Genomic DNA, 20,315 nt, shown 5'->3' with positions numbered 1-20,315 from the left:
AAATGAAGACAGAAAAAAAGATGATAGTGTGCCTAATGGTTTTTTCTTTGGCTATCACAGGATGTAAAAAATACTTGGAAACCAAACCTGACAGCAGGCTTGCCGTACCTGGAACCGCTGAAGACCTACAGGCAATGTTAGATACCTATTATAAGATGAGCGAGCAGGAATCGGCACTAGGAGAAACAAGTGCCGATAATTTTTACCTTACTACAGAACTCTGGAAAGGACTTGCCAGCGAGGATGAAAGAAATCTGTATATCTGGAACAAAAATGTTGTTTTTTCCAACCCTGTCAACGACTGGTATAACCTCTATGAAAAAGTAAACTATGCTAATGCTGTGATTGAGGCTTACGATAAATTTGAACCTTCAGAGAAGTTCAGAAGTAGAGATATACTTGGGCAGGCATTGGTATTCAGGGCATCCGCTTTCTTGAACGGTATGGGCATTTGGGCAAAGGCATATGATCCTGTTACGGCAAGCTCAGATCTTGGAATACCCATCAGGCTGAATACAAATTTTAACGAACCTACCAAAAGATCAAATGTTCAACAATGCTATGATCAAATCATAGACGATCTTAAAAGAGCAGCAGGACTACTGAATATAAAATCTTCCCATGTCATTAGGCCGTCCAAGCCTGCCGCATTCGGTTTCCTGTCAAGAACCTATCTCTTTATGGGTGATTATACAATGGCCGGTAAATATGCAGACTCATGCCTACAGCTAAGAAATGATCTGTTGGATTACAACGAGCTTGATACTTTGGCAGCTTTGCCCTTTTCAAGATTTAATACAGAAGTAGTCTTTGAACTGGCTTCAGGATCGACAACGTCGATATTTGTAGGGAACATAGATAGCACGCTATATTCCGGATACTCCGCCTATGATTTGAGAAGGACTTTATATTTTAAGAAAAACACAGATAATACTTACAAATATAAAGGAAGCTATGAATCGCATAACTCAATGCTGTTCTGGGGAATAGGTACAGATGAAATGTTCCTGACAAGAGCTGAGTGTTTCGCTAGGTTGAACAAAATACAGGAAGCCTTGGCAGACCTTCATCGACTTTTGTCAAATCGCATTGTGAGAAAAAATTATGTTGAATATAGTAATACTGACCAGAAAGAATTGCTAAAAACTGTGTTGTCAGAGCGACGGAAAGAGCTTGTTTTTAGAGGATTGAGATGGTCAGACATCAAACGACTTAACAAGGAAAAACCAGAAATTATCCTGCGTAGGAAATTGGACGGAAGAACTTACGAGCTTTCTCCCAACGATCCTAGATATGCGTTGCCGATTCCGGAAAATGTAATAGAAATTACCGGTATAACCCAAAACTAGAAAAGGTGCAATATCTGCACCTTTTCGTCTAACTAGCATCAGGTCACTAACTTCAGGGTTTTTTGCTTATAGACTGGCTATAAACCTCTGATGGTTCATCGTGAGCTGGTTCAAGAAAGTAAGCTTCTAGATCTGATTCGTTTTCTACATCATCAGGAACGCTGATCTGACATGGCAATGTCGGATTAGGATTTCCACACGTAGAAATTTGACCGGGACTAGGTGTTCTTGTATATTGACTGGCGTCAGTGGCATCGGCCAGATCCGTGCCAATAAAATACCAATTCACAGCGCGTTTGCTTAACAAAGAAGTTTTCTCTTTATTCACTCCGTCTGCTTTAAAGGCAAAAGTTAATATTGTTGTTAATACTAGTGCGATTGCTGCAACCGCACCCATTATTTTTTTTGTTAGTGCCATAAGGCGGTAATATGCACTTTAGGATAAATGCGAACCTTAAATTATACATCTATTTAGGTCAGACGTCTTACCTATATTTTTATTGTCTCATTAGTTGTGTAGTTGTGGATTTTTATGGTCGGCCAAACCAGAAATGCTGCCTACTGTCAGGGGCAATTCAACACACTCTATTAACCGCCGTAACGCTGGAACAGTGCAAATTTACGATCATGAGCGATTCTGTTTCGGGTTCTCTTTCGGGCGTAAGGGCAATTGAAGCCAGTCCGCATTGATATGGTAGTATACCATATCCGATTGGGCAAGTAGGAACTCATGAAACGGATGAACAGCAGTGCCAAATAGGCAAGCATTACCGCTAAGGATATGATCCTGGCAATGTCTGTTATTTTCGCCGCATCTACAATTTTCATGGTAATGATTTAAGTATAACGCCTTTTTCTTTGAGAAACCGGTGACCTGAATGGCTAATTAAAGCTACATTCTTGACTTCTAAATTAAACTACACTTATGTGGTAAAATGATGTAACCTAGGTTGCGAAATAACTTAACAGACATTCATAAAAACATTGACATGAGTTGATTGTAAAAGTGCCACACAGGCTAGAACCCTCTGTTTTCCTTTAATATGCGACTAAGCGACTGCGGCGCAACGTTGATATAGGATGCGATCATTTCTTTGGTGACCTTTTGCTCGATGCCAGGATGACGGAGGAGAAGTTCCTGGTATCTTTCCCAAGCGGATAAACTAACCAGATCATGGCTTCTTTTGATAAAATAGCTTGTATACCTTGAAGCCATACAGGCGGTGAACACGTTTGCATAAGCGAACTGCTCATAGAGCGCAAGCAATTGCTTATGGGAAATGACCCTAAGAATACTCCCTGACATGACCTCTACATTAAGATCAGCGGGTCGCTTTTTAAAGAAGCCTGAAGGGTCGGTAAATATAGAGCCTTCATCCCAAAGAATAACAGTATCCTCTCTGTGCCTTTCAGCGTCGTAATTGTAACCCCTGGCAAGGCCTTCCTCTACAAAATAAATATACTCCGCTTCCTGTCCGGCACTAAATAATAACTGAGTATGCGTATGCTGGCTTGAACCGATAATGCTATCTAAGTATTGTGCCAATCTTATGCGTTCTTGTTCATTCTGAAGTTCAGTCGGGAGATGCTCCATACCAAACAATATGTTATATAATTTTTTGGCTGTCATAGAAATGAGATTAAATGCGCATGGTTGCTTTCCAGTGCTGGTTAAAAATTAAAATGTGATGTAAAATTAGCCGGCCTTCCTGCAACTGTAAATACTCAATTCAGGTAATAGACATTACTAAATAGTGGTATTTTCTATGACAAAACGTGCCTAAAGCCGTTAAATGCCTACAATTTTGCGGAAGGGAAAATATTCTCAGGCTTTATTTGAGATCTCGAAATTATTTTGAACGGTGAAGCAATTTGTCAGATGGAGGTGCAATGGTCGTCATCAAACAACGTTCGCTGGATTTAATAAATGGAATGGACTAAGCAATAGTAATGCAAATCAGACATCTATTACTTAGCCAAAGTTAAATCGGAAAGTGTCGCTTCTTGAGAGCTTAAGGTAAAATAAGCAGGGGAAACTAGAACAGTTAGCCCCCGCAAATTAACGCTCTCGGCACAATTTTACACATAATCGGTAATGGAATAATCATACGTAACCCAGTTAATACCTAAACGTCTCTGTCGTATAAAAACTCTCTAAATCTACATCTCTAATCGCTGGAACTTATTGCAACCGAATATCAGGATTCATAGGTCTTCTTGAGTAACAAGCTAATAGCATTTTTTATCCTTTCCATACCTTCCGGTTTATTTAGGTCTACTTCACAGAATAACACGTCGGTGGATTTTGCATGCAACACTAGGTAATAAATGCCCGCTACAAGTATGGCTGAAACCGCTCTCAGATCAATATTCCTTCCTTCTAGTTCTTTATCAGACAAAGCAAAAAAGAATTTGCTGAGCAGCTCCCTTTCCTCACAAACCTCGGTCATGATCTTGGTTCTTTCACTGATTTGCCAAAGAATAGTTTTTTGCATTTCCTCATTACTGAGAAAATAGTCCAGTTGATTTTGTAAAAGGCAATCTAGGATATTCCTCGTATTATTTCCATTACTTCTTTTTATCATGTCAACGGCATCGCCGGCTGTGGCCAGCCAATAATCCTTACCACGTACATAGGTCTCGATCAGATTCTCGATGGTGTCGAAATACTGTGTGATAAGCCTTCTGCTCAGACCTGCGGCCTGAGCTATATTGGTAGCACTTAGACCGGTATATCCTTTAGTTTTGATAACTACCCCAACGGCATCAATTAGCTTCTGCATAGACCGTTCCTTGTCGTTTGACGGTCCCTGATATCTTTTTTTTGTCATCGTTTCACTTAAATGCCAACTAATTTAAACATTTTTAATTCAGTGACATCATTTTTACCATAATGGTAATTGTGTGAAATACGCCGCTATTCGCCTTTAGCAATTTGTAGCCTCTGATTAACATATTCAAATGCGTTGAGTACCTTGTCTATGTGCTCACGGGTATGGGTAGCCATCAGGCTGGTTCTTATACGGGCATCCTTTCGGGAAACACCCGGATAGACAATGGCATTTACGTACACTCCTGCCTCCAGCAGTAACCTTGCGGCATTTCCGGTCTTATGTGCATTTCCGATTTTAATTGGTATGATCGGCGAGGCGGTTGTGCCGATATCAAGTTTCAGATCCAATAGCCCCTTTTTATAATATGTAACGTTATCAGCTAGTTTGATGCGCCACTCCGGTTCTTCATCTATTAAGTCAATGGCCTTCAGCAAACCAGCTGCGGCAGGCGTTGATGTTGAAGAAAATACCTGTTGGCGTGATTGAAATTTCAAGTAATTAGCGACCTCTGGCTTGGCAATCACAAATCCTCCAATATGCCCGAATGCTTTGCTTAACGTTCCTGAAATAATATCTATTTTATCCAACAAGCTAAAAATCTCAATGGCACCTCTTCCGGTTTGTCCCAGAACTCCGATCCCATGTGCATCATCTACCATTAGAAATGCCCCATATTTTTTGGTCAGCTCGTAAATTTCTTCCATCTTGGACAGGCCACCATCCTGTGAATAAACACCGTCAATGACCACTATGCGCGTAAGGTATTTAGATTGCACGTCAACTAGGGCCCTTTCCAAATGGATGAGGCTGTTATGGGGGAACCGCTTTACATTCGTTTCATACAATCCTTCATACACACTGGCGTGGACGGCCATATCGACAATAGCACAGTCTTCCGCTTTCAGCATAGACAGTAAGGTAGAACTGTTGGCAGTATAGCAAACAAAATCTAACTTCTATGAGCAACGGCTGGGCGACTATGAATACCGAATTTGGTTAACCAAGATCTTTGCTGACTTTCGTAATTGAACCGTCACATTTTTCAATTATCCCATACGCGGGGTATTTACTCGTATCTTTATATGCACATACGTTTAATCTTTTCTTAACATACAGGTAGTCCTGGTTAGCCAATGCATATAAGAAGATTAGGCTTAATTAGTAAAAGCCACCAAACGTATTTATTTATGTATTAGGTAAAAAATATGCGGACATGGCTACACAGATACATATCGTTACCCTCATTTGTATTGGGTTGGAAACCGTTATGCTTATCTGGCAAATTGCGCGTTATTTTTATCGTCCCCAAGATGCTCACCAAGGCAAGTATTGTCTATTGTTGTTTTTGCTGGTACTCTTTAACATCTCTATTGGCTTTTTACCGAATGCAGAAATACAATTCCCAGTACAGGTGCAGATAATGATCACAAATGCCACAGGCTTTTTATTGGCTTCCTACTTCCCGTATTATTTTTACAGGGAATTTGAATTGGTTTCAATCCGCTGGCACGCAACCCGCGGTGTGTTTTTATTCCTACTATTGCCTTACTTATTCTTTTACGTTATCCTGTCTTCGATTAACGGACAACTCGAAAAAGATACCAAATATGGATCAATCATACCTACTGTTTATTTCTTTGTGATTCTATGGGATATCCTGAAGGCAATCAGGCAACGTTATGAACGAAACCGGCAGGACCGCTTCTATGCAGAGGAAATGATGGTTTATTGCGCAGTACTCCCTTGGTCAGGGATGACTTTTCTGAGCTGGTTGCAGGCTGAGCAATTCGCTTTTGTCCTGTGCGCCAATTTAGGTTTCATTATTATCACCTTGCTGTTTTTCGTTAAATCGGCCAGGAGGGCGAGATTGGAATATATGCAAAAGGCCCATATAACAATTGGTAGTACAAGCCTGATGCTATTTTATGCGAACTGCCTGCATTACAATCTCACCAGAACGGAAACACTAATCATACAAAGGCTATATGAAGGAATGACTAATAAAGAGATCGCCGTCAAAATGGACATTTCAGAGGAAACTGTAAAAAAACACATCCAAAATATTTTCCGAAAAACGAAGGTAAAAAACCGTGCTGCGCTGATTCATAAACTGCAAAACAATCAGCGTTGAAGGGGTTAAGTGATTTGAACAAACAGTTGCCGTCTTGCAAGACCAGCTGGCCTTTTTTTTTACTTGAAGCCAGATAAAATTGATTAAAGAACCGGAAGGACTGACTTTTGGTGGTAGATACAAAATAAGGGTGCAAGCTTTCTTATCATCGGAGAGCCATACCTCGCCGAACAGGGAACATACCTCGATGGAGTAGTCCATTAGAGCGCGAGTGCGCTCCGGCTTTTTGGCATCCTGAGGGATAATGTAGTTTACACTCTGGTTGTCCTCAAAGGACTTTGCCAACAGTTCGATAATTAACTGCCGGTCGTCATCATTGCCTTAATCATATTTTAAGAATTAAGTTTGCTATAATTTTATCAGCGTATTTGTTCATTCAATTATTTACATTCAAAATCAATAGAAACTAGACATAAAAATCAAATCTTTCTGTGTAGAATTGGCTAAAGCAATAAGCTAAAAATATCCAGCTATAATCTCCGCCGATTGTTTAATACTGAACTAGCCCATCTCCTTAGTGGTCGGCCGATGCGATCACTATAGGCCCTTTTCTCCTTTTGGCTACCAGTAACAGTAAAGGAATAGCCAAAGCAAAGAAGATTCCAATAAAGAGATATCCGTCAATGTAGCTTAACAGCAAAGAATGCTTTTGTACGGTGTTGTCAATTACTTTCATTGCCCGCCCGTATGCTGCTGATTGGTCGAAACCACGTTGCTGGAATGTTTTCGTTAAATTGTGAATTCTTTCAGTGGCTATGGGATTGTATTCTGTGATGTTGCTGATCAGATCAGTCCGATGGACACCCATCCTTCGAGCTACATAGGTGTTTAGGATCGAAATTCCGAACGAACCACCAAGTTGACGCATCATATTATTCAGTGCGGCTCCCTGAGGCATGTCTTTAGCTTCGAGTGAGGATATTGCCAGTGTGGTCAGCGGGACAGTAAGAAAGGCCATACCTGCCGCGCGGAAAATCAAGGCAATGGAGATGTAAGTGGACGAGGTGTTCAGGCTAATTTGAGACATGGACCAGTTGAAATAAATGAAGCAAATAAATCCAAACAGTACAATTAAAACGGGAGAAACTCCTTTCTGTAAAATCTTGCCAGATAAAACCAGTACAAGAAGGGCAACAAACGAGCCTGGCAGCAGCAATACTCCAGTTTGCGAAGGTGAAAAAGAGAGCAGACGCTGGGAAAGAACCGGAGTGAGGTAAATGGAAGTGAACATCCCAATTCCGGTAATAAAGGTTAATACCGCGGCTATTGCTAGCTCTTTGCTCTTCAGCACCCGCAGATCGACTACAGGGTTACTGACGCGGAGTTCCCAGTATATAAAGCTTGCAAGCGAGATCACTGCAACTACGGTTAGGATTACAATATAACCGGTGTCAAACCAGTCCTCCGCCTGGCCTCTCTCCAAAACGGTTTGCAAAGCGCCTATGCCGGTGGCAAGAAGTCCAATTCCTGTCCAGTCCACTGCTGTTTTCTTACCCTTCAAAACTGGCTCTGGCAACAACATATAACATGAAAATGCTACAAGGACTCCAATAGGCAAATTGATGTAGAAGATCCAGGGCCATGAAGCAAATTCTGTAATGTACCCACCGAGTGTCGGTCCGATGGTTGGTCCAAGGAAGATGCCTACTCCAAAAATGGCGCTGGCAGTAGCTTGCTTTTCTTTCGGGAAGAGTTCATAGACTACAGCTGCTGACACGGAAAGCAAAGCCCCGCCGCCAAGGCCTTGCAGGAACCGAAAGCAGACTAATTCCCAGATATTGGAGGAATTGCCACACATGAAGGAGCAGAAAACGAATAGTACGACTGACCCGATATAATAGTTGCGGCGGCCTAGATTAGTGGTCAAAAAGCTGGTCATGGGGATAATGATCACATTTGCGATGGCATAGGCGGTGATTACCCAAGAGGTATCCTCCAGTGTCGCGCCAAGGTTCCCGCTCATATGAGACAGTGCGACATTTACAATGGATATATCTATAAGTTCCATAATTGCGGCAGCTATTACCGTGAGCAGGAGTATTGTTCTATGTATGGGTTTCATGTAAACTATATATGGGCAATTAGTAAGTTAGTCTAGGTCTGTGATTAGCTTGGTTACAGAATCCATCACCAGCCCTAATTCGCTGGTTTTTCCGGATAACATCGAAACCATTACAGCACCCTCAATGGCGGATATGATGGTTAGCGCAGTCCGTTCGGGATCAATTGCTCTAGCAGAAAACTCCCCTCTCGCTATGCCTCCTTCAATGAAACCGATCAGTTGTTTTTTCCAAACTTCAAGTGCATCTCCGGCCAATTTTTTCAACAGGGGATGCGTGTCATCTGCTTCAATGGCAGTGTTCTGGATAGGGCAACCTCCACTTCGCATCAAATGCTCGAAATATCCCTTATAGTGCTGAGGGTAGGCCAGTAATTTCTCTTTAAAACTGACCTTCGCTTTCAATTTTTTGTTAAAATTGTCCTGCAGCCTCTGATGGTTGAACCGGAAGGCGGCGACCATCACCTCGTCTTTTTTCGCAAAACTACCGTATATGCCTCCTTTGGAAAGGCCGGTTACTTCCATGATGTCACTCATGGTCGTTCCGACATAACCTTTCCTGTTAAATAAGGGTGCCGTTTTCTCAATGATGTATTGACGTGTTCGTTCTGCTTTTGACATATCTATTATAAAAGGATGTTTTGATGACGCCTCAAAATGCCTGAGTAATGGAATTAGTTAGGATTATTTGAAGAGCGCAATGTTTTTCTGAATGTAATCCCTGATGGATATGGGATATTGGCCGGTAATCTGTTCAACGTGTTTGTTCATCCCACCTGATATGCCGCTCTTGAAGTCTTGTGCAACTCCCCCAATGTGCTGTACAAAATATGGAGTAAAATATTGTTTTAAGACTTCTCCGAAAGCGTCTATCTCCATCGGGATATAGGTAATTTTTCTTCCCAATACCTCCGATAACTGTTCTGTAACCTGCTCCTGGGTTAATTCCTCCGGGCCATACAACTCTAACGTCTGTCCGGCAAATGATTCTGGATCGGCAAGAATAGAGGCGATCACCCGGCCGGTATCTTCTCCAGCGATCGGGGCATAAGCGATATCAGTAAACGGAGAGATCAGTCTGTTGTTCCCTTTTATCTCACCGGCGAAATAAGAAAGCCATTCGGCAAATAGTGTTGGGCGTAAATGGGTTACGGGTATTCCTGATTGGTCAAATAAACGTTCGGAGATCCAGTGGTTTTGCGCTGCATGACTAGGGGAATTTCTCCTTGCAGTTCTTTGGGACATGTTTACGATATGACCAACATTTTCTTCTAATGCGGCCTGAATGAAATATGCCGTCGCCTCGATCAAACCCGGAACTTGTATCGGGTAGACAAAATAGGCAGCGCTAATTCCTTTTAAAGCGGCACTTACCGAGTTTAGATCTGATAAGTCGCCTTCCACGATCTCAACTCCCAGGGCGGCAAGTTCAGCAGAACGGGCATCTATTTTATGAACAAGTGCCCTTACAGGGATGTTCAGTTCAACGAGTTTGATGATGGCATTTTTGCCTGTAGCGCCGGTAGCGCCAGTGACTAATACTTTTGTTTCCATGATGGTTTAATTTTTTAAATGGTTAATTGTTGTATAATTTTATCAATAGTCTGGTGGTGAAGGCTTTCGTGGAACAATAGAAACTGTAACCGCTCTTTGCTGACAGTCGCTTCGGGAGCTCCTTTGAAAGTCCGGGCAGTTTTCAACAATGCCTGACTGATCTGAGATATTTCCTGTTCCAGGACAATATGCTCAGGCTTAATGTTCCTGCCGAATTGCGCGATCTCAAAGGGATGTACTGGCCTGCTGTGCGGTGAAAGTTTATACAATATGTTTTCACTTACAACAAGCATGTGACCCATATTCCAGATGATGTTATTCTGATGCCCCGGAGGTACCCAGTTAAGTTGTGCGCCGGTAAGGCTCCGGGTGCGCTCGTTTAGTGATGCTCTGTTTGCCGTTAATGCTGCTAGGTATTGTTCCATGGCCGTTGGTTTATTCTTTAAGCGAATGCTGCTTTGTTTTTATGAATAAATTCTGATATCTCCATTGGTTTCTGTCCGGTTAGGGTTTCCACCAAATCATTCATCCCAGCCGCCCTGCCTTCCTTGAGGTCCTGACCAAGCGATGTCACGTGCTGCAGGAAATAAGGGCCTGCGTTCATAGCCGTTTTAACAATGCCGACGAAGGTATCTGTATCAATTGGGACGTAGGTCACTGTACTCTCCAGCTGCTCGGAAAAGATGGCTGCGATCTCTGCCATATTTAAGATTTTTGGCCCAAACAAATCATAGCTCTTGCCGGCGTGGGGAGCTGGTTCTGCCAATATTGCCGCCACCACACGTCCGATATCTTCGGTAGCTATCGGCGCATATCGGGCATCGCCAAAAGGAAGAAAAAATTTGCGCTGTGAGCTGATCATCGTCGACTGGTATAGGAACCATTCTGCGAACAGGGTTGGGCGCAGCTGCGTTACTGGTACCCCAGACCGTTCGAAGACCCTCTCAGCAATCCAGTGGTTTTGTGCGCCATGACTTCTTACATGACGGTGCGCCCCAAACTGGGAAAGGTTCACAATATGTGCTACACCATTTTCTGCGGCGGCCTGCGCAAAATATGCCGTAGCCTCAATGATGCCTGGTTGTGTGATTGGATAGACAAAGAATGCGCTAGAGATGTCTTTCATGGCGGCACTTACAGATTCCAGATCGGACAGGTCACCTAACACCACCTCAACTCCTAAAGCAACAAGTGCATCAGATCGGCCATCTAGTTTATGGACTAGTGCCCTGACAGGAACGCCTTGTTCCAAAAGGTATTTTACGGCATGACCGCCGGTATTTCCGGTAGCCCCGGTAATTAATACTTGATTTTTCATTGTCATTATCTTTTAATCGTGATTTATTGAATTTGTGAGCTTTTGAAATACCGGATACAAGCGGATAAGTGCCAACAGAGACGGCGCAGCCTGAAGGACTGCCAAGATATAGGCCTTTGTACTTAATGCCAGGACGACCCCCGCTCCGGCGGCAGAAAAACACAACAAGATTAGTACTGCGTATCCTTCTGAGACTTTCTTCACCTGTAGAAGTCGTAATCCCCATACCCCTGCGCAAACCAGAAACAGGTTGTAAAATCCCTGATTGATGAACAGATTTTTTAAAGTCAATGCCTGGACGTATACCGTTGATGACACTGGGTTATTCAACTTTTCAATCAATACCGTATGAACCTCTGGCATCATCCAGAAAATAGCTTCCAACAGAAAGAATAACAGGTGTACAATAATCGCCAGGATGACCAATGTTCTGTTTAATCTGCCAAGTTTGGCTGTATTTTGATTTGCAATTTCCATCAGTTACCTATTTTGATGCACGCAGGTCGCAGGCTGCAATCAGTCGTTCCAGTTTTCCATCCAAGCCCAGGCCCGACTTGGTAATCAGTTCAACCCCGAACCTTGAAAATTGGGAAGATGGGAGTTCATATTCGACGTGTGCGCTTCCGTTTTCCGTTTCGTATACCAAAACACGAAGTGGTGCATATAAGCCAAGGCGGATGTCGCTGCTGATGATCTGGGAGGCACGCTGGTAATTACCGACAAAATATCTTTTGCCTGTTCTGGGTGGTCCGTTTAAACTGAGCAATTGGCCCAGGTCTTCCAAGTTAAACAACGTCATTCCTTCTTCGCCCTGCATCGCCATAATCGCTAGTTCGGTGGCTTTGGAGTCATGCCCTGCCTTGGCAAGGGCAGGCAGATCGAGTTTTCCAAGTGCCTTTTCTAATTCCTGTGTAAAAGCCTGATAGTTGGATTTAAGCGGTACGGACAGGTGGGTAACGAAGTATTCAGTTTTCATGATTTTGATTTTTAAAGGTGAAATTTTTGTTTAAAACGAGTTGCCTGATGGCAGCAGCGCCCGAGAATAATGCCAGCGGAACAAGCAAGGCAGGAAGCAAGAGAAAGGGAAAGAATCCGACACCAATGTTGGGCTGTTCAAAACCAAACTGGTTGTATCTTTCAGGAAGGGATAAGACAGCGCTAGTTACAACGCTTAGCAACAAAACTATGCAGATGACATTCCAGATGATCATTGCAGTTTTGCCAAGACTCTTTTTGACGAAGGCAAAATAGTAGATTACAGGTGCTGAAAGACCTGAAAGGATATCAAAGTTCCTTCCTTCAAAGGTCATGGCCTCGGGAATAGCATTTCCAAGGAACAAGAACAAAAGGGTAACTTCCACCGGAATTCTGATGATGTGGAATATGGTTAGTGTTTTTAGATCCAACCCATCAATAAATGCTTTTCCGCTTACTGTAAAAAACCGCGAGCCCAGGAACAGCACCGGTGGAATGACAAGCAGGGGAAACCGGGAAGTCAGTGAATCGGTATTACTGTAGAACCCGGATAAGCCAAGCCCGGACTGGATTATTGTCCAGACAATGATCATAATGATGCCGGTTTTAGAATAACCGGTTGCCTTAATGAATAGCCACGCCGAAAGGACAACCGTTGCTGAAAAAAGTACGTATACGTACCAAGCTATATTTTCCATTTTTTTTTGTTTTAAATTTTATTTAACGTTTTCAAACACTAAGGCCCGTAACGGGGATATTAGCGGATGGTTACCTAGAGTTGATTCCAGTTTGGATTCCAGTGCCTTCACAATTTGAGACACCAGTGCAGGATCTCTTTTATTGATTGCCATAAAGACCGGAAGTCCCTGTATCATGCCACCGGCTGACATCGCTGCGCTTTCAATGGTGCCATTGTGAGCGACTGAAGTAACCGTGCTGTTTTCGAAACCTGCTTTTTCAAGCAGATCAGTCGCGTCATCTTTGTTTGCCAGGGAAAAAGGACCGGGATTTTGGAGCATCGGGTTGGCTCCTAGAAAGCTTTCGATAACTTTCCCACTGATCTCCCAAACCGCATTGTCCTGGATATCCGCCCAAACACTAAACACCAGCCTGCCGCCCTTTTTCAATACCCGTCGCATTTCCGTAAGCGCCTTTAATTTATCCGGCACCAGCATCAGGCCGAACTGGCAAACAATCAGGTCAAACTGCTCGTCGACATAAGGTATGCTGGTCATATCCACTACGTCCCAGGATAAATGTTCAGACTCGAGTCTTTGACTTGCCACTTCCAGCATACTGCGTTCCAGATCAGTAGCCAGTAAATGCGCTTCGGCTGGCAACTTTTGAAGTAAATTGTAGGTCAGGCTGCCTGTTCCACTGGCCAGTTCCAGCACGTCGCGGACACCCACAAAATTTATCCGGTCAACCAGATCTCGGGAGAAGCCGTCAAATAGAAAAGGCGCTAGCAGCTCCTGGTAGTGTTGAGGAATGAGTCCGCTGAATTGTAGGTTTGAGTTCATTGTACTTTAGTTTTGAGGAATAATTTTTGTTACTTGGCTTCGCCTGCGATAATAGCGGCAAGCGTGAGCGGCATAGATACGAACGGAGTATGGCTCGAAGGCAACCCGTAAAATCGGGTAATGTCAGTTGCTTTAACCATTTTTTGCTGCAACGCTAAGCTATTTACCTGGTCATTATAGGTATGGATGTAAATCTTGGCGACACGCCCGAAATTGGCTGCACTAAGCATAACCGGAGAAGCCAGGGGCACTAAGGGCTCAGCCCTGAAATGCGTAGTTACATAGTCTTGCACACCTTTGGGTGCATCAGCTACGAAAGTGCTGGCAATTCCTTCTTTTGCAATGCCCGCGATCCCAGCCTTTTCGTCAATTTGAAGATATTTACCCACTTGGCTTGCTGCATCGGTATTGGCGATAGTAAGCAGACTCTCGCCGTTTTGCGGGATATAGGCAGCCACGTAAACGAGTTTTTTAATCTGCAATGGAATCTGTTCAGCAACAGCGCTAACCACAATACCTCCGAAGCTATGGCCTACCAAAACGATTTCCTTGCTTCCATTGATGGCTTTTTTAACTGCATCTACATATCCCTGGAGACTAATGGAGGTGATGGAGGTTTGGTCGGTTCCATGTCCGGGCAGGTTAACTACTGTCACCTGATTGCCGTCTGCTCTTAGTTTAGCGGAGACAGCCTCCCAGTCAGCAGCCGAGGACCACGAGCCGTGAACGATCACGATGTTGGCGGGGTTAGCATTAATTGTGGTTTGCGCAAAGGCAAACGTTGTGGCCAATAGAATGATGGCGAAAATGGAAGTTAACTTTTTCATGTTGTTCTTGTTTTTTATGGTTGTTATTTGTTGACTTATTATTTTAATTGGTTTTTAGTCCGACCGGTCGGACTAAAACTTGACAAAAAAATCAGCTTAGCTCTTGACTGATTTCTTTTTTAAGGATCGCAATAATGGTTTCCATTTGAGTATTGCTCTCCAGCACGCGTCCAATCAGTACTCCCCCCTCTATGAGGGTCATCATTTTAATAGCAAATTCGCTGGCGTTGAAAGTGGATTTAAATTCTTTTCTTGCGATCCCATATTCAATAATCGCTGCGATCCTGGCCTGGGCACTCAAAATTGTGGCTTTAACTTTTGACCTGACAACTGGGTTCGTGTCGTCAGATTCACTCCCGAAATTCACCATTGGGCACCCCCCCTCTACAGGAAATTGCATTGGAGTAGCAAAAGTGTCCAGGAAAGCCAGAAGCTTATCTTTTGCTGAACTCTCCCTATTCACCGCCTGTTCAACTCTGCCCACCAGTTTTGAAAGATTAAAATCTACGACTGCATAAGACAGCTCATCTTTGCTGTCGAAGTGTCCGTAAAGACTGCCTTTTGCCAATTTAGTAACCTCCATCACATCACTCATAGCGGTTCCGGCAATCCCCTTGGTATTAAATAATGGAGCGGATTGTTCGATGATAAATTGCTTGGTTCTTTCTGATTTTGTCATTTCTGAATTAAATTGATAGGTCAAATATAGACCGTTCGGTCGGAATAACCTAATTATTTTTTATATTTTTTTTTTGCTTCGATTAATCGACCTGAACATGATTAATTATTCGTAAATCTAGTTTAAGCTCGATTGTTTGAATGCTAGGTAAATCTTGAAGATCTTACTTCATATGACATAGGCAGTCAGAAGGAGTATACAATTTGTATACTTTTGATCAGCATTGGAATGCTGGCTTTAATTTGTGCTTAAACATACGAGAACAGCTGGACAGAGTTTTAACGTAATTGAATATAGATATCATTAGCTGTCTCCATTTCTCGCTCAATTAGAATTACGTGTCTAGCGATTAAACAACTTATTGGTAAGTTAATCCTGTAGATTCATTTTATTGAACAAAAAAAGCCAATCTCCATTTCCGGGCTATCCGGTAAACAAAGAGCATCCACACGCCGAATGCCACAATAAAGGCCGGCAAGGGATTTTTCATAGTTGTGCCTGCCAGAAATGCCCCGTGGCAATAATACTAGTCAGGAAAAATAAAATCAGATTTTTCATGATATTCAAATTTGGGGTTTTAAATTAATAAACAAACCTGCACGGTCCAATAACTAGACCATGCAGGTGTCAATTTTACGCAGCCTTTTTTAGTGATGCTTCTTTCTTTTGTTTTGCAGCTACCTTTATGACTAGCTTCCTTAATAGGCCTATAACTTTAATCTGTACGTCATCAACGATACTCCAATCTTTTTCAATATAGATATCTGTCGTGCGGTGCTCATCGTCTACGTGGTTAAGGGCTAGAGCCACATCATCCTTACTAATGCGGCATGCGTTGCGTGCTATAGTTGCAAAAGTATGTCTAGCCCAATACAATGTAAGTTTATCAATGCCTGTAAGTTTCCGAAGATGTTTCATTCCCATTCCCAAGGCCCTGTTTAGTCCATCAGAATCAACATAGCGGACTGAAAGTTTTTCAATATATTTTTCTAACAAAGGTTTGGCTTCCTCTACGATCTTTATACTGATAAAGGCATTATCCTTTCTTCTGCCTTCTGTTTTTGAGCGGTTGTAATCGATCCGGCCGTTTTTGATGTCTTTTTTATCTAGGTAGTACAAATCAACTGCATTAATGCCGCACAAATAGAACGAAAGCATGTAGAGTTCTTTTGCTAATTCCGCACGGCTCCCGGGTTTTGTTATACTGTATCTTATCGCCAACACCTGTTCCAAAGTGTTGTTTCTTTTTTTTGTTAAGGGAGCACTACCAATCTTGTACTTTTTAAAAGGATAATGTTTGATCCGGTAAATCCCTAAATCCTCGTCGTTGTAAAGGTTTCGTGCCGCATTGAATAGGGTTCGGAGGTCGCGCATATGGTTATGCAGTCCACTATCAGATAGGCCTTTTACTGTTTTTTCTTTGGTCTGACCATCCTTTGTAACAGCGCGTGTCATCGTGCGCTCACTCCTTAGATACCGTTCATAAGAAGCTAGCATGTTTGAATTGATCTCGTTAATCGAGACAGAATCCCTTTTAAAATAATCGATCAAACTATTGCGTATTTTGCGATGGTTATGTGCTGTGCCGGTTCTTCCTTCTTTAAACGTCTGCTCAATATGCATAGCGCAGAATTTAATGAAATCGACATCACTATCCTTTTCACGGAGGTAGTCCCTTAAAGATTCCGCATTAAAGAAATTGAGTTTTTCCCCCAGCTCGCTGATAACCTTGCGATAGCCTTTTAGTTGATCGTCAATAAGGTCATTTACAAAATTGTCTTTGACCTTCATTTTTGCCGTTAATTGTTTTTTGACGACATAGTGGTTAGTGTCAATAAACTTTCTTTGGTCTTTGTGATGGACGCAGATTTTGACGTTATAAGTTCCATCTGCTTTTTTGTGGTGTTCGTACACCTTGGCGCTAACAGTTGCCATAATTCTTTAGGTTAGCACGCAAAAATTTCCGTTACGTATTTGTTACGGTTTTGCGTAAAGTTTAACAAAAAATTATGTAAGATCTGCCAAAAGGACGACTGCCTTAGCCAGCTTTGCTGATCAAAAATCAGCTCAGAGAAAAACAAAAAACCGCCTTCAAATTTCTTTGTAAGGCGGTTATAGGTGGGCCCACCTGGGCTTGAACCAGGGACCTACGGATTATGAGTCTTCTAGTCTAGATATACAAATAAATACGCATTTTACTCGTAAGAAGGCAGATTTTAAGGCTTTTTTGAATACCTAAAAATTTTGCCCAGTTACATACTTGTTACAGTTTTAGTAATAATATTCTTCATATTGCGGTTCTTCATTCATTACCAATTGAACACCTGCAGCTCTATACAATTGAAGAACTTTTAACTGTACTTCATCAACAATCTTCCAATCTCTCTCAATATAAACATCTACCATACGGCTTGCCATATCCACGTGGTTCATTGCCAATAAAACATCATCCTTGCTCATTCTACAGGAATTTCTGGCGAGATTTGCAAAGGTATAACGTGCCCAGTAAAAAGTGACCCCATCCAGTCCTGTCTTTTTACATATTTCTTTCATTCCCTTACTCAGCGCACTATCAAGTGTTCCATAGGTGGCATAACGTTTACGGAGTTTGTCAATATATTTCATCAATAAAGGCTTGGCTTCTTCTACTATTTTTATGCTGATAAAAGCATCATCCCTTCTTTTCCTTTTGGTTTTTGATCTATTATAATTTATACGACCATCTCTAATATTATCCTTTGTGCAACTGTAAAGATCCACCGCATTCATTCCACAAGTAAGAAAGGAAAGTATATAAAGTTCCTTTGCAAGTTCTGCCCGACTTCCAGGCTCTGTTACACAATCTCTGATTAAAAGTACTTCCTCAATCGAGTTGTTTCTTTTTTTTGCCAATGGAACTGGCCCAAGTTTGTATTTTTTAAAAGGATAGTGTTTGATTCGGCAGAATTCCAAATCTTCATTATTGTAGAAATCCCTAGCAGCATTAAATAATGTCCTTAAATCTTTCATTTGATTATGAACCCCTCTTTCACTCATAGCTGGCTTAATGGTCACAACCATTTTTCCTAATTGGTTTATCCTTGACATTTTTCTTTCTGATTTCAGGTAACACTCATAAGAAATCAGCATAGCCGAGGTAATCTCTGTAACAGAAACAACTTGTCTTCTAAAATAATCTGTAAGGCTATTTTTAATTTTACGGTGATTATACGCGGTACCTTCTCGGCCTTCCAATTTTGTTTTTTGAATATGTTCATCGCAAAATACAATAAAATCGATATCTGCATCTTTATCCCTAATATAATCCCGCAATGCTTCAGCGCTAAATGAACTAAGCTTATTACCAAGTTCGCTAACTGTTTTCCGGTAATCGATCAGCTGTCTTTCAACAAGATCGGCGATAAACTTGTCCTTTATCTTGAACTTTGATGATAACTGTTTGCGAACCAGATAGTGATTGGTGTGGATGTACCTTCTTTGGCCTTTGTGGAAAATACAGACTTTTACATTGTAGGTTCCATCAGCTTTTTTGTGATGCTTGTAAATTTTTGCACTTATTGTTGCCATATTTTTTTGTGCACACAGCGGGTTGATTATAATAATTGGTTATTCATATGAATGGTGTGCTTACTTCGCATGGAATAATTAATCCAATCATTTATCTTTTATTCTTTGTCAGACTCCTTTTCCTCCAAAAGTTTTAGTACCCTTTCTTGTAGCTCATCAATAATACTCCAATCCTTATCTACATATATATCTGTAACCCTTTTCCCCTGATCTACATGGTTCAATGCAAGTCCAACATCGTCTTTGCTCATTCTGCATTTATTACGTGCTAAATTACCAACGGTATGGCGGGCCCAATAGTAGGTTATTCCCTTGGCATCTATCTGTTTGCACAACTCTCTCATACCTGCACTTAAAGCCTTGTTCAAGCTTCCAATATTGCCATATCGTTGGCTAATAGTTCCTATGTATTTATTTATAAGCGGTTTGGCTTGAGCTACGACCTTTATACTGATAAAGGCGTTATCCTTTCTCTTATCTTTGGTTTTTGAACGATTGTAATCCAGTCTTCCTCCAACAATATTAGACTTATCTACCTTAAAAATATCTACAGCATTAATACCGCACATGTAAAAAGACAGCATGAATAAGTCTCTGGCCAGCTCTGCTCTACTTTCCGGCAAAGGGCTACTATCCCGGATGAGCTTTAATGTATCAATATCTGTATTACGTTTACGAGTTAATGGTGCTTCAACGATTTTGTACTCATCAAAGGGATAGTGCTCAATCCTGATGATGCCCAAACTCTTTCTATTATATTTTTTTCTAGCATGGTTGAAAAGCCCCCTTAAGTCACGCATATAATTATGCACACTGGCATCTTTTAATGGATGCTGAAAAGTTGAGATTGGCTTTTGAAACTGGTTCAATCTAGTTATTACCCTTTTTGACCTAAGATAACGCTCCCAGTCACCAAGCATATCGCAGTTGATTTCCTCGATGAATATCCTTTCCTTACCCAAAAAATCTATGAGGCTGTTCTTAACAGTTCGATAGTTTGCTGCGCTCTTGCCTCTACTGCTTTCTTCAAGGCCAGCTATAAACCCGTTACAGAAAGCTATAAAATCAATCCTTTCATCAGTCCTGGTCAGATATCTTTTGAGTTCATCGGCACTAAAAAGGTGAAGCTTTGGACCAAGATTGCTAATAGCCAATCTATAGCTATCCAATTCCGAATTGACCAGTGATTTAACAAACTGGTCTTTAATTAGAAACTCCCGCTTGTTTTCGGGATGTCTTTTTAACTGTTTGTCGCAGAGAAAGTGAGTTGTTTCGATGAACCTCTGCTGGTTTTTGTGGTAAATTCTGATTTTTACATTGCACGTACCATCATTTTTGTAATGGTGAACGTAGATTTTTGCATCAACTGTTGCCATTTTAACTTGAAAAAAATTGCGTTTACGGATACCGGAAGTCCTAAATCGCGGGATTTTCTTTGTTAAATATTTGTAAAAGTCATACGTTAAATTCGACAGTTTTTCCTGTAAAACTTAACATAGATT

At 41.7% G+C, this 20,315-nt stretch carries 20 protein-coding genes and 1 pseudogene; 2 read left to right on the top strand and 19 right to left on the bottom strand.

What is annotated here, in order from left to right; genetic code table 11:
- Positions 1-2: 2 nt before the first annotated feature.
- Positions 3-1,349 carry a RagB/SusD family nutrient uptake outer membrane protein gene (locus J7E57_RS02635; protein WP_215125035.1) on the top strand — a complete coding sequence of 449 codons (1,347 nt, stop codon included), beginning with the start codon at positions 3-5 and terminating at the stop codon, positions 1,347-1,349.
- A gap of 52 nt (positions 1,350-1,401) precedes the next feature.
- Here J7E57_RS02635 and J7E57_RS02630 read toward each other — a convergent pair whose 3' ends face one another.
- The 5 genes and pseudogenes from J7E57_RS02630 to J7E57_RS02610 all read right to left on the bottom strand — a co-directional run.
- Positions 1,402-1,767: a hypothetical protein gene (locus J7E57_RS02630; RefSeq protein ID WP_215125034.1), complete on the bottom strand. Its 366-nt coding sequence runs from the start codon at positions 1,765-1,767 to the stop codon at positions 1,402-1,404.
- Between the two features lie 170 nt (positions 1,768-1,937).
- On the bottom strand, positions 1,938-2,177 hold the full coding sequence (locus J7E57_RS02625; protein WP_215125033.1) for a hypothetical protein: 240 nt from the start codon (positions 2,175-2,177) through the stop codon (positions 1,938-1,940).
- 190 nt (positions 2,178-2,367) lie between these two features.
- Positions 2,368-2,979, bottom strand: coding sequence for a Crp/Fnr family transcriptional regulator (locus tag J7E57_RS02620; RefSeq protein WP_215125032.1), 612 nt, complete (start codon positions 2,977-2,979; stop codon positions 2,368-2,370).
- 568 nt (positions 2,980-3,547) lie between these two features.
- On the bottom strand, positions 3,548-4,132 hold the full coding sequence (locus tag J7E57_RS02615) for a TetR/AcrR family transcriptional regulator (RefSeq protein ID WP_251029773.1): 585 nt from the start codon (positions 4,130-4,132) through the stop codon (positions 3,548-3,550).
- 134 nt (positions 4,133-4,266) lie between these two features.
- Positions 4,267-5,112: pseudogene (locus tag J7E57_RS02610) on the bottom strand (aminotransferase class I/II-fold pyridoxal phosphate-dependent enzyme); the annotation flags it as partial.
- A 284-nt stretch (positions 5,113-5,396) separates the two neighbouring features.
- Between J7E57_RS02610 and J7E57_RS02605 the strand changes: the two are divergent.
- Positions 5,397-6,314 carry a helix-turn-helix transcriptional regulator gene (locus J7E57_RS02605; protein WP_215125030.1) on the top strand — a complete coding sequence of 306 codons (918 nt, stop codon included), beginning with the start codon at positions 5,397-5,399 and terminating at the stop codon, positions 6,312-6,314.
- Positions 6,315-6,828: 514 nt separating this feature from the next.
- On the opposite strand, the gene J7E57_RS02600 is transcribed toward J7E57_RS02605, so the two are convergent.
- The 14 genes from J7E57_RS02600 to J7E57_RS02535 form a co-directional block, all read right to left on the bottom strand.
- Positions 6,829-8,376: a DHA2 family efflux MFS transporter permease subunit gene (locus tag J7E57_RS02600; protein WP_215125029.1), complete on the bottom strand. Its 1,548-nt coding sequence runs from the start codon at positions 8,374-8,376 to the stop codon at positions 6,829-6,831.
- 27 nt (positions 8,377-8,403) lie between these two features.
- Positions 8,404-8,994, bottom strand: a complete 591-nt coding sequence (locus J7E57_RS02595; protein ID WP_215125028.1) for a TetR/AcrR family transcriptional regulator — start codon at positions 8,992-8,994, stop codon at positions 8,404-8,406.
- 63 nt (positions 8,995-9,057) lie between these two features.
- Complete coding sequence (locus J7E57_RS02590; protein ID WP_215125027.1) at positions 9,058-9,927, bottom strand: NmrA family NAD(P)-binding protein; 870 nt, start codon at positions 9,925-9,927, stop codon at positions 9,058-9,060.
- A 14-nt stretch (positions 9,928-9,941) separates the two neighbouring features.
- The gene (locus J7E57_RS02585) at positions 9,942-10,352 is read right to left on the bottom strand and encodes a DinB family protein (RefSeq protein WP_215125026.1); all 411 of its coding nucleotides are present in this window, start codon (positions 10,350-10,352) and stop codon (positions 9,942-9,944) included.
- Between the two features lie 17 nt (positions 10,353-10,369).
- Positions 10,370-11,245, bottom strand: coding sequence for an NmrA family NAD(P)-binding protein (locus tag J7E57_RS02580; protein ID WP_215125025.1), 876 nt, complete (start codon positions 11,243-11,245; stop codon positions 10,370-10,372).
- 12 nt (positions 11,246-11,257) lie between these two features.
- The gene (locus J7E57_RS02575) at positions 11,258-11,722 is read right to left on the bottom strand and encodes a DUF1304 family protein (RefSeq protein ID WP_215125024.1); all 465 of its coding nucleotides are present in this window, start codon (positions 11,720-11,722) and stop codon (positions 11,258-11,260) included.
- A gap of 7 nt (positions 11,723-11,729) precedes the next feature.
- A complete protein-coding gene (locus tag J7E57_RS02570; RefSeq protein WP_215125023.1) occupies positions 11,730-12,221 on the bottom strand; it encodes a DUF302 domain-containing protein in 492 nt (163 codons plus the stop codon).
- The gene (locus tag J7E57_RS02565; protein ID WP_215125022.1) at positions 12,211-12,918 is read right to left on the bottom strand and encodes a hypothetical protein; all 708 of its coding nucleotides are present in this window, start codon (positions 12,916-12,918) and stop codon (positions 12,211-12,213) included. The genes J7E57_RS02570 and J7E57_RS02565 overlap by 11 nt, the downstream gene beginning before the upstream one ends.
- An 18-nt stretch (positions 12,919-12,936) precedes the next feature.
- A complete protein-coding gene (locus J7E57_RS02560) occupies positions 12,937-13,740 on the bottom strand; it encodes a class I SAM-dependent methyltransferase (protein WP_215125021.1) in 804 nt (267 codons plus the stop codon).
- Positions 13,741-13,769: 29 nt separating this feature from the next.
- Complete coding sequence (locus tag J7E57_RS02555; protein WP_251029771.1) at positions 13,770-14,531, bottom strand: alpha/beta fold hydrolase; 762 nt, start codon at positions 14,529-14,531, stop codon at positions 13,770-13,772.
- A 127-nt stretch (positions 14,532-14,658) separates the two neighbouring features.
- Positions 14,659-15,246 (bottom strand): TetR/AcrR family transcriptional regulator, encoded by a 588-nt coding sequence (locus J7E57_RS02550; RefSeq protein ID WP_215125019.1) that lies wholly within the window; start codon positions 15,244-15,246, stop codon positions 14,659-14,661.
- Between the two features lie 633 nt (positions 15,247-15,879).
- A complete protein-coding gene (locus tag J7E57_RS02545; RefSeq protein WP_215125018.1) occupies positions 15,880-17,181 on the bottom strand; it encodes a site-specific integrase in 1,302 nt (433 codons plus the stop codon).
- 336 nt (positions 17,182-17,517) lie between these two features.
- On the bottom strand, positions 17,518-18,813 hold the full coding sequence (locus J7E57_RS02540) for a phage integrase SAM-like domain-containing protein (protein WP_215125017.1): 1,296 nt from the start codon (positions 18,811-18,813) through the stop codon (positions 17,518-17,520).
- A gap of 98 nt (positions 18,814-18,911) precedes the next feature.
- Positions 18,912-20,189 (bottom strand): site-specific integrase, encoded by a 1,278-nt coding sequence (locus J7E57_RS02535; protein WP_215125016.1) that lies wholly within the window; start codon positions 20,187-20,189, stop codon positions 18,912-18,914.
- Between the last annotated feature and the right edge of the window lie 126 nt (positions 20,190-20,315).

The sequence above is a fragment of the Pedobacter sp. ISL-64 genome (genome assembly GCF_018613605.1).
Taxonomy (GTDB): Bacteria; Bacteroidota; Bacteroidia; order Sphingobacteriales; family Sphingobacteriaceae; genus Pedobacter.
This window is presented reverse-complemented; position numbering and strand designations above follow the sequence as displayed.